At 44.9% G+C, this 17,149-nt stretch carries 12 protein-coding genes and 1 pseudogene; 9 read left to right on the top strand and 4 right to left on the bottom strand.

The window, feature by feature from the left end:
- Positions 1-1,112, bottom strand: a 1,112-nt coding sequence (locus F7D73_RS03390; protein WP_153122288.1) for a hypothetical protein, incomplete at its 3' end; no start/stop codon positions are given.
- Between the two features lie 507 nt (positions 1,113-1,619).
- On the opposite strand from F7D73_RS03390, the gene F7D73_RS03395 reads away from it, so the two are divergent.
- From F7D73_RS03395 to F7D73_RS03415, 5 genes are all read left to right on the top strand, one after another.
- Positions 1,620-2,984 carry an ATP-binding protein gene (locus tag F7D73_RS03395; RefSeq protein ID WP_153122289.1) on the top strand — a complete coding sequence of 455 codons (1,365 nt, stop codon included), beginning with the start codon at positions 1,620-1,622 and terminating at the stop codon, positions 2,982-2,984.
- 38 nt (positions 2,985-3,022) lie between these two features.
- Positions 3,023-3,685 (top strand): hypothetical protein, encoded by a 663-nt coding sequence (locus F7D73_RS03400; protein ID WP_153122290.1) that lies wholly within the window; start codon positions 3,023-3,025, stop codon positions 3,683-3,685.
- A gap of 567 nt (positions 3,686-4,252) precedes the next feature.
- Positions 4,253-4,849: a TonB-dependent receptor plug domain-containing protein gene (locus F7D73_RS03405; protein ID WP_153122291.1), complete on the top strand. Its 597-nt coding sequence runs from the start codon at positions 4,253-4,255 to the stop codon at positions 4,847-4,849.
- Positions 4,834-5,229: a hypothetical protein gene (locus F7D73_RS16410; protein ID WP_153122292.1), complete on the top strand. Its 396-nt coding sequence runs from the start codon at positions 4,834-4,836 to the stop codon at positions 5,227-5,229. The genes F7D73_RS03405 and F7D73_RS16410 overlap by 16 nt, the downstream gene beginning before the upstream one ends.
- A gap of 202 nt (positions 5,230-5,431) precedes the next feature.
- Positions 5,432-5,758 carry a hypothetical protein gene (locus tag F7D73_RS03415; RefSeq protein WP_153122293.1) on the top strand — a complete coding sequence of 109 codons (327 nt, stop codon included), beginning with the start codon at positions 5,432-5,434 and terminating at the stop codon, positions 5,756-5,758.
- 219 nt (positions 5,759-5,977) lie between these two features.
- Here F7D73_RS03415 and F7D73_RS03420 read toward each other — a convergent pair whose 3' ends face one another.
- The 3 genes and pseudogenes from F7D73_RS03420 to F7D73_RS16160 all read right to left on the bottom strand — a co-directional run.
- The gene (locus tag F7D73_RS03420; RefSeq protein ID WP_153122294.1) at positions 5,978-9,130 is read right to left on the bottom strand and encodes an efflux RND transporter permease subunit; all 3,153 of its coding nucleotides are present in this window, start codon (positions 9,128-9,130) and stop codon (positions 5,978-5,980) included.
- A 20-nt stretch (positions 9,131-9,150) separates the two neighbouring features.
- Complete coding sequence (locus tag F7D73_RS03425; protein ID WP_218417509.1) at positions 9,151-10,206, bottom strand: efflux RND transporter periplasmic adaptor subunit; 1,056 nt, start codon at positions 10,204-10,206, stop codon at positions 9,151-9,153.
- 96 nt (positions 10,207-10,302) lie between these two features.
- A pseudogene (locus F7D73_RS16160) lies at positions 10,303-10,434 on the bottom strand (IS1380 family transposase); the annotation flags it as partial.
- A 150-nt stretch (positions 10,435-10,584) separates the two neighbouring features.
- On the opposite strand from F7D73_RS16160, the gene F7D73_RS03430 reads away from it, so the two are divergent.
- The 4 genes from F7D73_RS03430 to F7D73_RS03445 all read left to right on the top strand — a co-directional run bounded on the left by F7D73_RS03430 (position 10,585) and on the right by F7D73_RS03445 (position 17,061).
- Positions 10,585-11,712: an AraC family transcriptional regulator gene (locus F7D73_RS03430; RefSeq protein ID WP_153122296.1), complete on the top strand. Its 1,128-nt coding sequence runs from the start codon at positions 10,585-10,587 to the stop codon at positions 11,710-11,712.
- A 503-nt stretch (positions 11,713-12,215) separates the two neighbouring features.
- The gene (gene ltrA, locus F7D73_RS03435) at positions 12,216-13,622 is read left to right on the top strand and encodes a group II intron reverse transcriptase/maturase (RefSeq protein ID WP_153122297.1); all 1,407 of its coding nucleotides are present in this window, start codon (positions 12,216-12,218) and stop codon (positions 13,620-13,622) included.
- 468 nt (positions 13,623-14,090) lie between these two features.
- Complete coding sequence (locus tag F7D73_RS03440) at positions 14,091-15,728, top strand: hypothetical protein (RefSeq protein WP_153122298.1); 1,638 nt, start codon at positions 14,091-14,093, stop codon at positions 15,726-15,728.
- Between the two features lie 46 nt (positions 15,729-15,774).
- The gene (locus F7D73_RS03445) at positions 15,775-17,061 is read left to right on the top strand and encodes a hypothetical protein (RefSeq protein WP_153122299.1); all 1,287 of its coding nucleotides are present in this window, start codon (positions 15,775-15,777) and stop codon (positions 17,059-17,061) included.
- Positions 17,062-17,149: the final 88 nt, after the last annotated feature.

Here is a 17,149-nt window from a genome sequence, read left to right on the forward strand (position 1 = left end):
AAATTAATCCCAACAGTATATCTCGTATTTGTCGCTTTTGTCAAGGCATAAACAATACCACCGCTATCACCACTATTTGAAGTATATTTTGCCAATATAACATCCTTGTAAATAGTTTTTTGTGCTGAGTTAGGAACGTCATAGCTTGCATTAAATATAGTTCCTGAACTTCTTTTAGAGACCATTCCAACCATATTTATCCAAGAGCCTTTTGGCGGTTGAGCCAAAGCTATAGAAAGTGTATCTTTTTGCAAATCTTTCATGAATTTGATTTTATTAGTTGGAGCATGTTTTTTTGATGTTATTGAACAAAATGCAGCGTCAACATAATACTCTTCCTTTGAATATAAACACTTGCCAATTTCTACGTTGGCTGAATCTTTTAAAATATCATTAACTTTTATAAAGTGACCTGCTGTGACAATGCCTATATTGCCATTTTTATCTTTAGCTCTATACCCTATAGATGCATTGTGTGTTTTGCCATCACGAATTGTCTTGATTTCACCAGCACAATCAATTCCGTCATTAAGAATGATTTTTCCGCAATTTACAAATTTGATTTTATTGCTATCGCAGATTTTTTTCTTGAATTCTTGGATTGTAGATGAATTTTTATGAAGCAACCCCACTTCTACTATATTTTCTTTTTCAGATATGCCATATATTGTCACATTTTGATATAGAAAGTTATTGCCTTCAAGTGCTTTTTGCCGAATATCCTCAACCACTTGCTGCAACTCTTTATAAGAGTATTGGCAACTTTCATAAATAGTTGAACGAGATAATGCTGCTCTAGTTTTTAGAACAGATACACCTTCTCCCTTTTTTACTAAGACTACAAGATTTCCATCATCATTTATATAGCATCCACCATAATAAGCAGGGATTTCAGCTGTGGACATACTTCTTGTTGGCGAACTATTTAATGATTTCATAAGTTCAAGATAATCTGCATAAGCATTCTCTTGAAGAGAGACCTCCTGTCCGTTTTGAACTTGTTGCGCTTCAACAGAAGCGTTCTTGTCTTGCTCTAAATCATTGTTGCAAGAATAGAATGTCAATAATCCTACTAAGCAAGCTAACATTTTTAAATACACTTTTGCTTTCATAATTAAAACGTTTTAAGTTGGAACTTATTTATACAGTAAATATCTTAAAATATTACTTAATACTCAAGTTACATATACCCATATAAAAAGCGAAGTCCCACCGTGGTACGCATCGTTGAGAGGCGTGGTGGGATTTGTTGCTGCAAAAATACGCTTTTTTGTCGGAATCTCCAAATATTTTCTTAGAAAACTGCATTTCATGCATAGGATTTAACACAAAAAGTTCTAATTGCCATAAAATTCTCATCGTAATTCATTGGATATTTAGAAAATTATCGTATCTTTGTCCCCGAATTAAGGCGTTCTTTGTATATTGCAAAATACAGAAACGGGCAGAAGTCCGCTCGTTTCCATATTGTTACCTGTATAATATAGGTAAACGCCCAAATTCTTGATTTTCAATCAAAGTCCAATTTAGAGCGAGTTAGCTTTTTTAACATAAAATAATTGCTTATCTCGTTAATAATCAGTATTTTTGCAGCTGTATAATCATAAAGACGCAAAGATATGGATAAATACTTATCAAGAAGCATCGACCAGGCTTTGCTGGAATGGAAGGATAATCCTCGAAGAAAACCTCTTTTGGTGAGGGGCGCCCGACAGGTGGGCAAGTCGAGCACCATTCGGCATTTGGGCAAGAGCTTCAAATATTTTTTGGAAGTTAATGTGGAAAGAAATCCTGAGGTGATGGAATTCTTTAAGGGCTGTCGTGATGTGAAGAGCATAGCTGCTAAGCTATCCGACTTCTTTAATGTGCCGGTTGTTCCGGGCGAAACTCTTCTTTTTCTCGATGAGATACAAAAGAGCGAGGACGTCATTCACAGCCTTTGGTTCTTTAAGGAAGATTATCCTGAACTTCATGTCATTGCAGCAGGTTCGCTCCTGGAGTTTGCGCTGAAGGATTTGTCATCATTTGGAGTGGGCAGAGTAAGTTCACTGTTTGTCTATCCGATGTCTTTTGATGAATTCCTGACGGCAACGGGGCAAGAGGGGCTTCTTAGAACCAAGCGAAATAGTAGTCCTATGAATCCGCTGCCCGAGGCATTCTATAACAGATTGGTGGAGAATTTTCGAAGTTATATGCTGGTTGGCGGAATGCCAGAAGCCGTGGCAACCTACACGGAGACAGGGTCTTATCGCTATAGCAGTAATATTGTAAATGAAATCATCCAGGGGTATCAGGACGATTTTGCCAAGTACGGAGCCAAGGCAAATCCTCTGCTTTTGCGCCAAACTCTCATAAGCGTAGCGCATCAGGCTGGAGCCAAGTTTGTTTACAGTAGGGTAGAAGGACAATATCGTTCGGCAGAAGTAAAGGTGGCTTTGGAGATGCTGAAGGATGCCGGACTAATCATCCCGACCTATCATACGGATGCCAATGGGGTGCCGCTTGGGGCTGAAATCAACGAGCGGGTTGTGAAATATCTTATCCATGATACAGGCGTGCTGCTTGGAATCCTGGGAATAGATGACGACATCGACGACAGCATCAAGGAGATGATGGTGGCAGATTCCATCGATCTTGTTGACAAGGGGCATGTAGCAGAGATGATGGCGGGTTTGGAACTGGTTAAATATTCTTCTCCGCAGAAGCGGCATCAGTTGTACTATTGGCAAAACATGAACAAAGGTACTTGTGCCGAGGTGGATTATGTGATAGCTCGCAGTGGCAGCATTGTTCCGATAGAAGTAAAATCGGGTGTGAAGGGTTCTATGAGCAGCATGTATTCGCTGATGCGCAATCCGCAGAAGCATATAGAAATGGGCATCCGCTGTTCTCTCGAAAACTTTGGTACATTCGAAAGTCCCGATGGCAAGAAGATAAACATCATTCCTCTTTATGCTATCTCCAATTTGTTTGCGGAGAAGTAGATGGGGGATATAAAGAAATATCAAAAAAAACTAAGAATATGGCTAGAGCAACAGGTTCAATCAATTATTTGGAGCATCGCACGCCCTTGAAGGACGAAAGCGGTAAGTATCAGATACATCCGATGTTCGTAAAACGGGATATCGTTGACCGGGAGAAGATGGAGACGCGTGTTCGCGATCATTATGCGATGAACGTTTCGTCCTTTATCTCCGCATTGGAAACGTTGGAGGATGAAACGCTTTACGCCTTGGCTGAGGGCAACGAGGTGAGGGTAGGCGATATGTTTATCGTCAAGCCTAAGCTGGGGATGGTGAAGCATAAGGACAAGAATGGAATCGAATGGAAAAGAACCTATCATGAGGGTGACCTGATTCCAGCCAACGAGGTGGATATCTGCGGCTTGGAAATTCAGCCCACGAAGGAGTTTCTGGAAAGGCTGAAGCGCCACTCTAATGGTTGCAGCCGACAGTATTGGAGTGTGAAATCTACTCCAAAGGAGGCAGATAAGGAGTTTGCTGATATTGTAGAGATTTGTCAGCAGCAGGGTTATATTACGGTGAAGGATATGATTCGTGAATTCGGTGTCACCCGCTATCATGCCAATAAGGTATTGAATGATCTCTGTGAGGAACCGGCAGCCAGAATGTATGCTACCAAAGAAGGTCCTGTTACGATCTATCGTTTGAGAAAGAAGGAATGATGATAGGAAGTTGAAGTAAACGGCTTTTGGGGTTCAAGTAAGTATCTTTTGGGGTTGAAGTAAGTATCCTTTTGGTTTGAAGTAAGTATCTTCTCGGGTGCAATCAAGTATCTTCCCAACTGTTGCTACTAGGCTCAGCACCTCTGCCGAGCCTAGTCAGCAGGTCTGCTGACTGCAGTCAGCACCTCTGTCGAGCTTAGTGGCAACCCCTTGTTATCGTACAACTATAACCCCTTTAGTTGTACGGTTATAACCTGTATAGTCGTACGACTATACACCCTATAGTTGTACAATTGTAGCTTTATAGTCGTACAACTATACATCTTTTAGTTGTACGACCATAATATGATGATACTTCCATGATACATTGATGATACTTTTTGCTGCATTTTTTTAAGAAGTGTTATTGGTGTTAAGTTATTAATTATCAGAAAGATAACTGGTGTTTTGAGGGCAAAGTAGAAGGTGTATTGGGTACATCTCCAAGACCCGTGTTCTATGAAGAACTTGATCTCTTAGGATTAGAGTGATAGACCTTATGATATCGGAAGATAACGTTCAAGGCCTATGGAAAATAATTCTCTCAATTATGAACGGTTAGAAGGAAACAAAGAAGGATTGTCCTCGGTAAGAGTGAATGATCAGTATCGAATAGAATTTGAAGAAGAATTTGAGGATGGTAAGACTATTGATGAACTTCTTGCCGCAGTCCCGTCGGTTGATGTAAACAGCGAGGGAGAAATATCATTGCGTGGCAATGCCGATGTCCTTGTGTGGATAAATGGCAAAAAGATGGGGATGAACGATGACAACCGTGCCCAGATACTTCGTCAGCTTCCTGCTCAAGCCATTGAGAGCATTGAGGTCATGACGAATCTGTCTTCCAAGCATAGCACGGAGGGAACTGCCGGAATCGGACTTAAACCCCAACATGTACCCGGAGGCTCGGCATCACGCCGCAGTTATGACAATGGAACATATCTCAACTCTGACGGCGATAGCAAGAAGCATGAAAACAGCATGTTCCTTCGTCTGGGCACGAATTTCAGACCTGATGACAGGAATGATGTTTACCTGAGTGCAATCGGAACGCTCGGACACAAATGGGGACGTACGACAACCATTCACCTTAGCAATGTGCCGGGGCAATGGATCGGCAATTAAACTCCGGGGTGGAGATTATATCCCGCAACCTGCTGTTCAGACGGCTGACACTCACCACCACATTGAACCTTTACAATAGTCATCTCAAGGCTTGGAGTGCAGACTATCCGTTGCACGACAGCTTCTATGACGTACATGGTGACAAACAGAACCGTTTGATGTGGGATGTGCGCTGTATGGCATCGGTACGTCTGCCGTGGGACATGACTTTCCAAGCCGAGAAGAGCATCATTAGAAAAGACAAAAAAGAGGGAGGTTCTTTGTATGAGAATTGCCGTCACAAATTGAAGCATCGTGCAAGACCTGTAGGTGGCAAACATATTTATCAGTTCCTACATCATTTTCCTTATCATTATCTTGTCCATTCCCCAACTTTTTGAGGAATAGTTCCACACTATTTCCCCAATTTCCACAACCCTAATTTATGGCACAAAATTGATAACTATTTGTAAATCAACGGTATCATGGTTTTATCTGTTTTTTGGGCACGCTGGTTGCAACTATGAATAGCGGGTTCGATAATGAATCCACAAAACAGAGTAAATAACAATAAATTAGTAACAATTTAAAATAGATAAGATTATGAAGAAGTTCGTTTTTGCAGCTATCGCAGCTATGGTAATGGTTTCAGTAAGCAACGTATTTGCATCAGGCAAAATGATGATAGATAATTCTGAAGTAGTTCCAGTTGATACAGTAGCACCTGAAACTCCTAAGGATTCAGCAGAGGTCAGCACTCCTGTTTTGCCACAGGCTGGTGTAGAGGATTCTACAGAGCAGGCTACTCCTGCAGAGACAACATCTGAAGCAACATCTGAATCAACAGAGGCTACATCTGAGACTCCAGCAGAGTCTGTAGATACTACTCAGGCAGAGCAGCCTGCAGCACAGGCAACTGTTTCTGAGTAAGCAGTTCTCTGATATAACTCAATTCTAGGCATACACAAATGCAATACATTTTGCAGTACATATATAGATAGATAAAGAAGTAGAAAGAGTTTTCATCAAGGTAAAAGTTTATATTTAGGTTTAAATTGCAGTTTTATTATCTCAAAAGATAAGTAGGATTTTAGGTTCGGTTTATGAAAAGTGAAGCCTGCCGGCAGTGATGCCGGCAGGCTTCTGCGTTTACTGCTTCCTCAAACTATACTTGCCGTGCTTGTCGAACACGAGCCAATAGAGCACAGGCAGGATGGTGGCGATGAGTACCATCGAGATAAGCGTACCGAAGAAGATAACGGCTCCCATTGGCGACCACAGCGTATTGTTCTCTACCATCATAGGCAGTACGCCTACCGAGGCGGCTGCCGATGTAAGGAAGATAGGGCGCATGCGGCGCTCGCCAGCCTGGAAGGCGGCTTCCTTTACCGATAACCCCTTGTCGCGGCGCAGTTCCTCGGCATAGTCGAGCATGATGATGCCGTTTCTCACCAGGATACCCATCAGGCTCACAATGCCCAATATGCAGGTAAGACTCACGTCGAACCCCGTAACCAGAAGGCCTATCGCTGCACCGAAGATGCAGAGCGACATGGACGAGAGATTCACCAGTGCCAGACTGATGCGCTTGAAATGGAAGAGCAGGATGAAGAAGATGATCAAGGCTGCTATCATCACGCCCGATGTAACCTGAGGAAGGGTTTCGGCATCCTTTTCTGCCATACCGCCAATCTCCCAATCAAGACTGGAATCTAGCGGGAGTTTGGATACTTCCTGCTTCAGTTCGTTGGCCAATTGGTTGGCATTGAATCCCCTTAAAGGTTCACCTATGATAGAGATGGTACGCACGCCGTTTCTGCGTATGATGCTGCCGTCGTGCCAGTCGGGCGAAATCTTAGCCAGCTGGCGGAGTGGAACGCTCGATGTTCCTCCCATCACGGGGATGTATTCATTGGCAAGGTCGCTGTCGTTTTCCGATTTCAGAACCATCTTCACCGGATAGTCGCCTTCCCAAAGGGTGGCCATCGGGATGCCATCGCCAAAATGAATGGCAAGGTCGGCAGAGAGTATGGTCTTGTTCACACCCAGCCGGTTGGCCTCGGTGGCATCTGGAGTTACCCTGATGCCAGGCAGGGGCTCTTCGTAGTTGGTACGAATCAGGTTGATGCCTTCTATCTTGTGCATGCAGGCTTCTATCTTCCTGGCGGCAGCCTTCAGGTCGCCCATGCTGTCGCCGCTCACTCTTACTTCGATAGGGTAGGTGGCGTTGTTGTAATCCATCTGCTTGAAGCGGATGTAGCAGTCGGGAAAATAGTTGGAGTATCGGTCGACATATCGGTCGAGTACCTCTTCTGTGGCATCGTTATCTACCGTATTCACGATAAACTGTGCAAAGTTCTCACCGCCAATCTGTGGCGCATAGGTGGTGTGGAAACGGGGTGAACCCTGACCAACAAACGTGGTTACGGCTGTTACCTGCGGGTCGCGCTGCAGAATGTGGGCCATAGAATCTGCCACCTGTGCGGTTCTTGCAGCGGTGGTTCCGCTAGGCAGATAGAACTCTACGGCAAACTGGTTTCTCTCGGCGATAGGCATCATTCTCTGCGGAAGATGTACGAAGATGATGGCTCCGGTGCTCACCAGCATGATGCCCACGGCGAGGGTGGTGCGTGGAAAGGCAAAACAGCGTTTCAGCAACCAGGTGTACCCCATCTGCAGATAGTCGAGTGGCTTTTTGCGTGCGTTGGGCTTGTGCTGGCTGCTGATGCCCTGGTGAATCACCATATACTGTAAATAAGGTGTGAGCAGCAGCGAAACCATGAGCGAGATGCTCAGGATGATGAACATGGCCCAGGGGAATGATTTTACGAAATCGCCCATGTCGCCATGCATGGTAAAGAGGAATGGGAAGAAGGTGAGCGAGATGCTGAGCGTGGCAGAAAGCACCGACATGAAGAACTCTCTAGGAGCGGCGATGGCTGCATGCCAGCGTGACATGCCATGGCCCAGCTTCTCCATGTAGTTGTCGATGATAACCACGGAATCATCCACCACCATACCCAGTGTTACTATGAGGGCAGCCAGTGTAACGGTGTTCAGCTCCATGCCGAAAAGATAGAATATGCCCAACGACGAGAAGATGGTGATAGGGATGCTGAGGGCTGATACCTCTGCCACGCGGCGCGGCATGAGCAGGATGACCACGATGATGACGGAGATGACCGATATGAGCAGCTCGCGCAGGAAGTTTAGCACCGATTCGCTTACCACCTTGCTCTGGTCGGTAATGGTATTGATGTGTACATCGTCTGGCAGGGACTGTTCAAAATCATCCATCATCTTGTGTACGTCTCTTCCCATCTTCACGATGTCGTTTCCCGGTCGCATTTCAATGGATAGGAGCACGCATTTGTTGCCGTTGCTCTTGATGTATTTATTCAGTTTCGGATATTCTCTTTTAATCTGTGCGATGTCCTTCAGGCGCACGATGTTGCCCTTGGGGTCGGAATATACGATTTGTTCTGCCACATCCCGCTCGTTGTTGTAGGAGTCGGTGATGTGGATGGGCAGGTTGAGGTTGCCCATCTCCAGGTTTCCGCTCACGGTGGTGAAGCCCTGCAGGGCAAGGTCGTTCAGAATCTTATAGGGGCCGATGCCGTATTTGGCCAGTTTGTTCTGGTCCAGGCAGATACTTATCTGTTCGTTTTCCAGTCCGTAGGTTCGCAGGTTCGAGATGGCATCAATGCGGCGCAGTCTGTCCTTCAGCTGGTCTATGTATGTATTCAGTTCCCTATAGGTTTTCTGCTTGCTTTCCATCGTGATGAGCAGGGCAGAGGTATCGGCGATGTCATCCACAGCCTGCAGGGCAAGGACACCCGTAGGAAGGGAGCTCTTGAAGGCCTGCAGGCCATGCTTGAACTTGCTCCAGAAGGCATCCCGGTCCTCCACGTCGTCGTTGAGTTCCAGGAACACGATCAGCATGCCGTCCTTACTCTGGGTATAGGTCTTTTTCTTGTTCACCTCCTTGTATCCGAAGATGAAGTTCTCCAGCGGTTTAGCCACCCGTTCTTCCACCTCTCCGGATGTAGCGCCCGGATATACGGCTACGCAGGCACCCTGCCTGATGGTGAATTGCGGCATCTCCTGCTTGGGCATGATGCAGATGCCGAGTATGCCTAGAAATACGAGCATGCCCATCAGAAGTATCACGATGTTGTGGTTGCACATCGCCGACTCGATGAACGAGCGCTTGATGATGCGGTTGGGCTTCCTGGTGATGCGTGCCTTGATGTGGTCGCGAAGGGCGGTGTCTCTCTCCGGCTTGTTTGTCTCTTGATTCATATCTTTTCCCTCCACTTTTTTTATCGGTTATCGCTTTTTGCTGTATCTACATTCATTCCTTCCGAAACTTTCTGCTGGCCATTGATGATAACCTGGTCGCCAGCCTTCAGTCCCGAAAGGATGACGATGCCGTCGCCTTCGAAATCGCCGGTAGTTACGGGTTGCTGATGTGCCTTTCCGTTTACCACGGTCCATACGAATCGGGAGTTATCTACATCCAGTTCAATGCTTTGTGGCGGAACGGTGATGTGGGATGGGGTAGCAGCGCTACCCTGCACCTGGGCGTTGCATACCATGCCTGGGAGCAGACGGCCCTGCGGATTGGTGATGCCCACCTTGACATCGTAGGTATGCGAGATGGGGTTGGCATCGATGCCTTTTTCTGAAATCGTTCCCCGGAAAATGGCACCCGAAAGAGCGGCTACCGTCAGTTTCACCTTGTCGCCCACGTGCAGATGAGATATTTCAGCTTCGGGTACGGATACCTTGGCGTTGACTTGTGCCACATTGGCGAGTTTCAGCACAGGCTGTCCGGGGAGCACGTAGGTTCCCAAGTCCACGTTCTTGGCAGCGATGACACCTGCAAAAGGAGCTGTGAGGGTAGAGTGGGAGAGTTGCTGGCGGGCGATGCTTTCAGCCGCCTTTGCCTGTTCCAGTTTGCTTTCTATCTCCACCCATTTCATATCCGAGATGGTTCCCGACTGGTGCAGGGGCAGGAATCTTCTGTAGGCATCCTGCGCCTGTTTCAGGGTGGTGAGTGTTGCCCGGTGAGCCTCCTTCACGGTGGTAGGGTTGATGGTGGCGAGCAGCTGTCCCTTGCTCACTCTATCTCCTTCTTCCACCCGTATGGAAGTGATGTTCCCGGCTATCTCGAAGCTGAGTGTAGATCCCATCTTTTCCTCGATGGTTCCCACATAGTCTTTCGTTCCCCCCAGATTTGTATTCCCCACGGAGATAGTCTCAACTTTCACGTTTTTCTTCTCTAGCTTCCTGGATTTTTCGGTGCATCCCGCCAGCATCATACAGCTGATAATGAATGCGACAAGCCATCCCGTTATAACATCTTTCTGTTTCATATTGATTACATTTTGTTGTTTTTTGAAAAGATAATGCAAAGGTATGAATTTTAGCTGAATGCATAGGAAAAATAGGATTAAAAAAATAAAAAAACAACCGAACAATCTACACCTTAGACCGAGGGTTGAGTCGATTACAGAAGACAATGTGGAGTCAAATTGCTCCATGACCCGAAAAAATCCTCCAAAAGGAGTGAGTTTCTCAGATTTAATTTGTATCTTTGCCATGTTATGTCAGAGTTTTGCTTGTTTTCTTTTCGCAACACTAAGATAAGTGAAAATTCTCACATGGCAAAATCCTGAGCAACTTTTTGTTGTTCTGGGGCTTAAAAGGTTTGATTTATAATAGTGTTGTGGAATTAAGGTTATAACAATATTATGACATCGTTATTCATATTGCAACTTGTATGTTGCGTCATTACAGCCATGCTGGCATTGCAATTAGCCATGGCAAGTTTGCAGGTGAGATGGAAGGTGTGGCGCTACGAAATATCAAGATGGCTTCTTGTTGCATCCATGCTATTCTTCTCCGTCCACTACCTCTTGCAGATGGTTCATGGACTCCGTGCACAAGGTACCGATGTGGGCGCAGCATTCAACATACTGTTCTATACCCCAGTGGCATTTGCCATCACTCTCTCCATCATCAACATAGAGAGTACAGGCAGCAAAGTGCGCCGTCATTGTTTGCGTAGTATGATGGCATATATACTCATCGCCCTAGTTTTCGTCATTGGCATATTCCAAAATCGTAGTTTGCACATTGGCAATATGTTCTATGTGATGCTCGGTCTTTTTGTGGCTAGCATGGCATATTTTATTTTTGTCATTCGCAAAGAAACAAATACCCAAAGGCAGAAGCTCATGGAAAATTTCGGAAGTGACTTGATTCCATACGTGCGCTATTCGCAAGCCAGCATCATTTTGCTATACCTCACTGCTGGACTCCTGCCTGTAGCAATCCTCTTCAATACCTTATTATATATAATAGGTCCCTTGATGTTACTCTCTGTCATCTTTTTCGTCCACACTTTCATTGCTATGGGCTATTACATCACACCCAAAGGAGTCATTTCTGATGAAAATGATGCAGAGGCAAAAGTCACGGAAGCAGAAGACATAAATGACGATAAGAACACTCATAGCACAAATATCTTGACAGCTAATAGAAAGATGGAAATAGAATTAGCCCTCAAGAAATGGTGTGAAGAGGGATGTTATAAGGACTATGAAGTTAGCATCTATTCGTTAGCTACCAAGTTGGGATACAAGAAAATCGAATTGACAGAATACTTCAATCAGTCAGAATACACCAATTTTAGAACCTGGCTTAGCGACATTCGCTTTAATGAGGCAGTTCGCATGATGAAAGCCAACCCCGAATATAGCATTGACGCTATTTCCACAGAGTGCGGTTTCTCATCCCACACATGGATTTATCGTATATTCAAACAGAAAACGGGCATGTCACCTAGCCAATGGCGCCAACAGTTTGCCTCCATCTAAATATGAATTTTTGTAATTTTACATTAAATACTATTTAAAAAGTAGTAGTTTTCCTAGGAAAGCTACTACTTTTTTTGGTACGCTCGGCATGAGCATTATCTAACGGGTGCAAGTCCCGAGTAAGCCCTAATAGCGGGAATTACATAGCCAAGAGCAAGGGTGTTCATCGCAAGGTGAAATCTGAAGGAAGCTGGCGGCAAACATCTGACCTAACGAACAGGAACTTCATATAAGGCATTTAACCATGGATAAGATTGCCGAACAAATCAAAGTCCCATAGCTATTCGGAATGGTTGGTGTAAATGGAGTAGGTATAAGATGAAAAGATAATGCGCTTATCCGAGGAGGTCTCACGGACGCTTCAAATAGTTTTTTTTTTTTACGAAAGAAGCGGAGTAAAGCTTGCCGTGAGAAGTCAGCAGACGCCATAGTAGTGCAATACTCGATAACGTTGCATGAAGGGCTGAACCTAAAATTAAACGATAGTAACTGAAACATACCTTATGAAGGAAAGAATGCAGAAAACATTATCCCAAGTTAATGGCTGCCCCCAAAGAGATAGGTCGGAAACCGAATGGTATGGGGGAGTGCAGACCTTCATGTGGATGTGTGAAGACAACATCGTGGAAGTACCATTCGACAAGGAACACCTCTTAGAGCAAATCCTTAGTCCTACAAATCTCAATCGAGCCTACAAAGCAGTTATGAGAAACAAGGGTTGTGGTGGTATCGACAAGATGTCGTGCGAGCAGTTGCTCCCATGGCTCTTGACCAATAAGGAAGAACTCACTCGTTCCTTGATGGACGGCTCTTACCGTCCGAACCCAGTGAAAAGGGTAGAAATACCCAAAGACAATGGCAAGATGCGCCTGTTGGGAATACCTACAGTAGTAGACCGTCTGGTGCAACAAGCCATAAACCAAGTATTGACTCCCATCTATGAGAACCACTTTTCCAAGACGAGCTACGGTTTTCGTCCGAGACGCGGATGCCATGACGCACTACGGGGAGCGCAAAGGATAATCAACGAAGGCTACATATATGTAGTTGACCTTGACCTTGAACGCTTCTTCGATACCGTGAGCCATAGCAAACTCATAGAAATTCTCAGTCGTACGATAAAAGACGGCAGAGTGGTCAGTCTTATACACAAATATCTCCGAAGTGGTGTAATGAACAAAGGCTTGTTTGAAGCGAGCGAGGAAGGAACTCCTCAGGGTGGACCGCTAAGTCCATTGTTGAGTAATATAATGCTCAACGAATTGGATAAAGAACTCGAACGCAGAGGACTCCCCTTTGTGCGCTATGCTGATGACTCGATGATATTCTGCAAGTCCAAAAGGGCTGCAATGCGAGTAAAGGAGAGCATAACCCAATTTATAGAGAATACTCTATATCTCAAAGTCAACAAGGAAAAGACCGTAGTGTCATACGTGCGTGGAGTGAAATACCTCGGCTACTCCTTTTATGTGATGAAAGGCAAATGCCAACTCACGGTGCATTCAAAGTCCAAAGCTAAGATGAAGTCAAGGTTGAAAGAACTGACGAGTCGTAGCAATGGATGGGGATATGCCAAGAGAAAGCAGAAACTGAAAGAATATATAAGAGGATGGGTCGGTTATTATCATCTTGCCAATATGAAACGTCTTTTACTTGAAACAGACGAATGGTTAAGACGTAGAATACGCATGTGTATATGGAAGGCTTGGAAGAAAGTCAAGACAAAAGTGGCAAACCTCATTAGATGCGGTATTAATAAATACCAAGCATACGAATGGGGTAATACCCGCAAAGGCTTTTGGCGCATAGCTGACAGTCCTGTATTAACGAGGGCGATAAACAACAATAATCTGCGCTCAGCAGGGTATGCTACTTTAATGGAGGCGTATCTCGAATGGTATCCAAAATAGGAACCGCCGTATGCCGAACGGCACGTACGGTGGTGTGAGAGGTCGGTAAACACGAAAGTAGGAGATAAACACCTATGATTAGTGTTTACCTCCTACTCGATTGGAAAAGCTACAACTACCATAGGAAAGCTACTATCACTTTCAAAATAAAAAAGCTATTTTTGCAATCGAATCAATAACATAACAGATAATGAAAATGACAAGAGCAGAACCAACCATTTCAATTTCAGATGAAAATCTCATCATGATTGTTGTAGTGATCGTGACTGTGATTATCATAGTGTTCATCCTTGTGATGATACGCGACTACCGTCTCTATCTTGGGAATCATTGGAAAAAAAAATTCAGTTTCGCTGATTTCGTCAAGCAAGAACAATTCTATATTTATATACTGTTGTTCTTCCTTCTTTTGGTAGGTTCGGAATTGTTGTTACAAAACGAGTATTCATTTTAAAACAATAAATAATTATGAAAAAATCGTATCTATCATTATTCATCCTCGCAATAGGAGCGGCGATGTTTACTGCTTGTTCAGACGATGACAACAATGGGGAAAACGGAAATCCCAACATTCCTCTGGCAGAACTATCCAAGCCAAAGGCAAACCCTTGGCTGGCACAAGAGGAATACAGCATCACCCATTTCAATTCGGCTCAGACCGATGCTTTCACTGCAAAAGTAAAGGACGGCACGTTCTATGCCGACCTGACGAAATGCAAGACAACAAGCAGCGGTCCTGTGAACCTCATGACGCTCGCATCCACTTCCCCAAAATATATGTGGGGAATGAGCAGCGACAGAGTGTCTATCATAGACGTATCCAACGGCAATTTTGAAAGACTCGCAGAAGCTGGTTTGCCTGGAATAACAATGAAGAATCAAGAACAGCTCAATATCTTGACATCCAGCTACTCGTCTTACTCAGAACTTGCAACAGCCGTAACCGGAGTGCTAGGTGCTGCCCCACAGATGTCTATAGCCAATGGAAACTATGTGTTGTGCGACAAGGACAACTATGTATATACCAATGCTGGACATATCATGGCAAGATACAAGCTGAAGAACCCAAATAATCCGAAGGATGGCATAGAACTAGACAGTCAGATTAAGCTCACACCGTATATCAACAACTCTTACACGCTGGTGGGAGCTACCATGACATACGATGGACATTTGCTCGTGGCGGCACAGAATGCTCTTGTTGTACTCAACCGTGAGTTGACCACGGTAGAAGATACCTATCCACTGGCAAGCATCCAAATATTGACGAACTCAATAGCAGTGGATGAGAACGGCGGGGTATATGTGGCAAGCAACGCCAAGGAGGCCAACGGCAAGGGACTCATGCAAAAGCTGATATGCAAGAATGGAAAGTTCTCTGACAGCGAGAGCGATGGAGCATGGAAAGCCGAGTATGACGGAGGTCCAATGGCACCATGTATCAAGCTCGGATATGGTACAGGAGCAACCCCTACACTAATGGGATTTGGCAACGACGAGGACAAACTCGTAGTGCTAACAGACGGAGCAAAGAGAATGAAACTCGTAGCTTTCTGGCGTGACGCCATACCTGCCGATGCCAAGCCTGTAGATTCCGGCAACAAACGTTTGGCAGGAACGTTCGACATAACGTGCGGATTACCAGCCTCTACCGAATGGGTACAGTCGGAGCAATCCGTAGTAACCGCAGGATACGACGCTTTTGTGGTGAACAATATCAGCCAGACAACGGAAAAGATAAACGACAAGATTATAGGCGTGCTGGCAATCGGTCCTACCATAGAGACTCCTAGAGGTGTTGAATGCGTGAGCTGGAACACAAAGGAGAACAAGTGGGAGGCTAAGTGGACACGTGCTGACGTCAGTTCACCAAGCATGATTCCTGCTGTAAGCACATCGTCTGAAATGGTATTCGTAAGTGGATGGAACGATGCCACAGGATGGGAAGTAACCGGACTCGACTGGCGCACCGGCACCACACGCCACCGCACAATCCTAGGCAAAGACAATCGGGCCAATGGAGCATATGCCATCATACAGTTCTTTGACAATGGTGACTTACTCTACAACTCGGTATCTGGACCGTTCAGAGTGGAAATCAAGTAAAACAGAGTGAGAACAAAAAGTATATTAATTTAAAAAAACAGGAAGTATGAAAATCAAGCAAATTATCATGACCTCATTGCTAAGTTTTATCACGGCAATGACATTCATCGCATGTTCCGATGACGACAGCAACAACGATATAAAAATCCCTACCGTGTCACCTAAGGAGCAATGGGGCGCAACCCTGAAAGGTGATGGTGAAGTTCTCGGAGCATACCCGGACTTATATTCCAATTATTGGGAATACACCTATGAGATAGATAAAAACAGTGACAAGATTCTATGCCTGAAAGGAGAATATCCTCATTGCAGATATTTCAGCATATCACTATACAATGATAAGACAGGAGACGTTTTTGCAGGCATCGATGACCAGGACATCTCGGCAGATAACGGAAGCACGAATCCTTTCGTCGCAACCACTTCTGGAAAGAACTATTTCACCCTCTATGTGGTGCCAAACGGAACGTCACAAAGCGTAATAGACAAACTTGGAGAGAATGTGGTGAAAGTTAAAGAAGGTGTGAACAAAGTAGCTGTAGTTCTCAGACATTACCTGGGCACTACTGCCGATGGAAGCCAAAAAGATGAATACGCAGGAGTAGAACTGCCAGCCATCACTGCACTCGACATGAACTTGCATGAGACCTACGTGCCAGAACACGTTGTATCAAATGTCTATAAGATAACATCGAAGGTGTTTACACAGAAATCCGACGAAAACAGGGAGATGCCATTCTTCCTTGCTCCAGTTAGCATGTACTATCCAAACAACTCCACGGCATACCTTTATGGAAGAACGCACTTGCGCGAGGACTCTGTGCTCACATTCTCCTTCATACCGGCCACAGTGCCAACAAAGCCTGAGGAATACAGAAAAGCTGTGACACGTTACTGGTCTATCTGCATTGGCTCAGCAAGCGACACACGCTCATATATGTCTATATATGATGCGAAGGCTCGCTATGCCGATGGCAAGAAAGCAACATTTGTGGTTTGCCTGAAAAAGAATCCTAAGCTATCAGCCATACAGAGCAAGGTGAACGAAATGAATGCCAACGGAGAATATGTCAATCTCTTCGTTTGGGACAGTGAGAAAAAGAACATAGACGGCAATCCTATCGGAGAGATTGTGGCTGTCATGTACAGGAACATTCTTCCAGACAGGAAATGGATACACTCCATCGCAACCATGACACCTACTGCTTACAAGGATAAGACTGGCGAACCTATCGACCATGTGACCGATCCCGACAAGCAGCTTGCTCACAAAGCTCTTGGCGACTATGGACCACTTGGTGTAAAGGTAAGCAACGATGATTTCTTGCAGTAATGACCCCAAAGGCACAAAAAAAGGGCTAGCCCATTATCAGGACTAGCCCTCCGTTTTAATTATTTTCTAGGGTGCAATGAAATGTCAT

Origin of the sequence: Segatella copri, assembly GCF_009494395.1 — a bacterium.
In the GTDB taxonomy this organism is placed as follows: domain Bacteria; phylum Bacteroidota; class Bacteroidia; order Bacteroidales; family Bacteroidaceae; genus Prevotella.

Coding starts and splice junctions, on each gene's coding strand:
- F7D73_RS03445 (WP_153122299.1), top strand. CDS start 15,775: ATGAAAATCAAGCAAATTATCATGACCTCATTGCTAAGTTTTATCACG.
- F7D73_RS03395 (WP_153122289.1), top strand. CDS start 1,620: ATGGATAAATACTTATCAAGAAGCATCGACCAGGCTTTGCTGGAATGG.
- F7D73_RS03400 (WP_153122290.1), top strand. CDS start 3,023: ATGGCTAGAGCAACAGGTTCAATCAATTATTTGGAGCATCGCACGCCC.
- F7D73_RS03440 (WP_153122298.1), top strand. CDS start 14,091: ATGAAAAAATCGTATCTATCATTATTCATCCTCGCAATAGGAGCGGCG.
- F7D73_RS03425 (WP_218417509.1), bottom strand. CDS start 10,206: ATGAAACAGAAAGATGTTATAACGGGATGGCTTGTCGCATTCATTATC.
- F7D73_RS03405 (WP_153122291.1), top strand. CDS start 4,253: ATGGAAAATAATTCTCTCAATTATGAACGGTTAGAAGGAAACAAAGAA.
- F7D73_RS03430 (WP_153122296.1), top strand. CDS start 10,585: ATGACATCGTTATTCATATTGCAACTTGTATGTTGCGTCATTACAGCC.
- ltrA (WP_153122297.1), top strand. CDS start 12,216: ATGAAGGAAAGAATGCAGAAAACATTATCCCAAGTTAATGGCTGCCCC.
- F7D73_RS03420 (WP_153122294.1), bottom strand. CDS start 9,130: ATGAATCAAGAGACAAACAAGCCGGAGAGAGACACCGCCCTTCGCGAC.
- F7D73_RS03415 (WP_153122293.1), top strand. CDS start 5,432: ATGAAGAAGTTCGTTTTTGCAGCTATCGCAGCTATGGTAATGGTTTCA.
- F7D73_RS16410 (WP_153122292.1), top strand. CDS start 4,834: ATGGATCGGCAATTAAACTCCGGGGTGGAGATTATATCCCGCAACCTG.